Origin of the sequence: Prochlorococcus marinus str. MIT 9201, assembly GCF_000759955.1 — a bacterium.
GTDB classification, from domain to species: Bacteria; Cyanobacteriota; Cyanobacteriia; order PCC-6307; family Cyanobiaceae; genus Prochlorococcus_A; species Prochlorococcus_A marinus_G.
The window spans coordinates 1-2,891 of record NZ_JNAL01000021.1 but is presented as its reverse complement, the minus strand read 5'-3'; the positions used below and the strand labels follow the sequence as shown (position 1 = coordinate 2,891).

Annotated in this window: 1 protein-coding gene and 2 pseudogenes; all 3 read right to left on the bottom strand. The window is 29.3% G+C overall.

Annotated elements, in window-relative coordinates; all coding sequences use genetic code 11:
* Positions 1 to 546: pseudogene (locus EU95_RS0109275) on the bottom strand (porin); the annotation flags it as partial.
* Positions 547 to 610: 64 nt separating this feature from the next.
* Entirely contained in the window at positions 611 to 2,443 is a 1,833-nt protein-coding gene (locus EU95_RS00005; protein ID WP_032523108.1) for a sulfotransferase family protein, read from the bottom strand.
* A 158-nt stretch (positions 2,444 to 2,601) separates the two neighbouring features.
* Positions 2,602 to 2,891 (bottom strand): annotated as a pseudogene (locus tag EU95_RS10040) (porin); the annotation flags it as partial.

Below are 2,891 nucleotides of genomic sequence, written 5' to 3'. Positions count from 1 at the left end.
ACATGCTCCTGTATAAGCAGCACTGATATCAGTTGCATCACCAACAATTACTGAGGCTCCGCCAACAGGGAATGAGTATGTTACTCCATCAACTGTTAATACACCTTTAGTAGCATCAAGGCCCATAGCAGTAGCTGAAATTGACTGTGCATCGCCATCACCACCACCTATGTCAATAGCAACATCTAGTGAATCTTCACCAGTGAAACTAGTTGATAGGCCGATACCCATTTGATAGTCGAAAGTAGTAGCTTCGCTAGTAGTAGCGTCATCACTATCAACTGCTCCAACAACCATGTCAACACTGAAAGATGCTGTTGTTGTTTCTGAAAATCCACCACTGTGGTCATCAACTAACCCCTCTCCACCTGCAAGCAAAGTACTTTTAACTTCTTCATCTTTTTTAAAAGAATTAGCTAAATCTATACTCTCTAAATCAGAGTAGTTAGAAATATCATTTAGATTTACTTCAGAAGCATTTGTAGCCAAGGGTACCATCAAACCCAAAGCAGTAGGAGCTATTAATAAGCTCTTAAATAATTTCATAAAAATTCCTCACACAGAATTAATTGTTATTTGATTCTAATGCAAAAAATATATATTGCAAAGGCTATGAGCCAATAAGTGAATCGCACGTCAGGAGAGATTGACTTACTGGATCAAGTAAATTTTTATATTTCTGCCAATATCCTAAAGATTGAGAATTAATTTTTTTTCTTACCTGAGCATTACTTGCAGTAAAAACATTCCTTTTACTTTCTTCAGGAGAAAGATATTTTGGGTCCCATTCCCATTTAAGCCATTTAATTAGTTTACGAATAGATTCCTCAGGATTTTGAACAACCTGATCATGATCATAGGAATAAATTTTTGAACCATATCTAGATTTATACTCATTCATAAGTTCTAAATGATATTTATAAAGTTGCGCAATATCATCTAACGAACTTGAAAAACTTTGGTTTAAGAAATTTGTTTTATAAATAGAGAAAACGTTATCAAATGGATTTCTAAAACAGTGAATAATTTTTGCATTAGGAAAATAATTACAGATTATTGGACAGTAGAAAAAATTAAATAAATTTTTATCTGTATGGATTTTGTTTAATGGATTAGAGTTAGATATTTTTTCTTTGTAAATTCCTCTAACTTTATTTAAATCTTCAGCTTCTTTGAGAGATTCCTCCAAAAAGCGAACTTCTCCCATGTCATTAACTTCAGAATTAAGGCTTAGGATGTTCTCAAGAAGAGTGCTCCCGCACCTTGGCATCCCAACAATAAATAGAAATCTATTATCATCTTTAATTTTCCCCGAGTTAGATGTATTTTTTAGAATTAAATTCCTGTAATACTCTCCAGTTTCTAACTTTTTATTTAGGTCAGATGGTTGAAGTTTCAACTTTTCATCATTCGCAATTTTGAGAAAATATGAGCTATTTTGATAATCTTTTTTTTGATGATATATATTAGCTTTTGAAAAACTTATATATATTTTTGCTATTTGAGAAAGTTGATTAATATCAATATTTAATAGATTATTTAATTGCTCTTGATGATCTGAAAAATCATATATTGTTGTTAATTCAAAATAACTATTAAAATTAAATTTTTCTTTATTGATAATATCTAAATGAGTTTTTACAGCCAAATCTAACTGACCAGAATTCCTATACATCAAGGCTAAATTTGATTTTAATGGAGTAAAATCCGGGAAACGTTTAATACTTTCTAGTAAAACTTTAATACCTTTTTTTAAATCTTTACTTTTAAGATATAAATTGCTTAAGTTAAGGTATAGAGCTATCTGGCTGCTATATAAAGTCTTTAATTTTAATAATACACTTTCTGCTTTTTTATAATTCTTTTGATTGAGGTATACTTTTGAAATTAAGATTTCCTTATTAAAATATAAATTATTTTTTTTTCTTATATTTAGATTTAATAATAACTTTTTTGCTTCTTCATTTTCATTCATATCAATTAAGATATCTGATTTTAAAACTTGATAAACATCAATACTAGTAGAAAACTTTAAAGCCTCATTTATTGAAACTAGCGCTTCCTTAAGTAGTCCCATTTTTTTGTAGAGAACCGATAAATTATATTCAATTTCCGAATTACTATTTTTAATTTTCTGCGCTGCTAATAATACTTTCAAAGCCTCTTTAAAATTATTTTCTAAACTAAGTATTTCAGCTAACAAAATATATGGCTTAGAAAATACTGGATATTTTTTAATCGAAAATATAAACAGTTTCTTTGCAAGAAGATTGTTTTTGATTGCCATATTGAATACCCCATATGAGAGCAACAAATCATATGTGTATATTTTTTTATTTATTAAATTTTTATAAATTTCACTAGCTTTAACTAAATCACCTTGTTTGTACTTCTTTTTTGCAATTTCAACAGCGGTATTTATCTCTAATGTTTTTTTATCCATTTCCAAATTTAATTTAATAGTTTTAATATTTATTCTTGTTTTCAAAATAACAATTTTGGCAAAAGATAATTAATTATTGTTATTTAAAAGAATAAAAAAAGACCTGCATAAAACAGGTCTTTTTTGTGTGTGTAGGTTTTAATTTCTAATTAACTTTATTAGAAGCTAAATGATGTTTTTACAATTACACCAGTTGTATCACCAGCAGAAGATTCTGCAGTGTAGATACCAGGTGTGATAGTCATGCCATCATTTATTGGATAAGCATAAGATGCTTCGTAAACGTAGTATTCGTCATCATCATCAGTGAAGTTAGCTGTGGTACCCATTCCAAGACTTAATGATCCAGGACCAACTTCATCGAATGTTAAACCAGCGAACCATCCAAATGCTTCATCAGAACCATCTGCATCTTCAGTTTCAAGACCAACACTTAAGCTTGCAACAT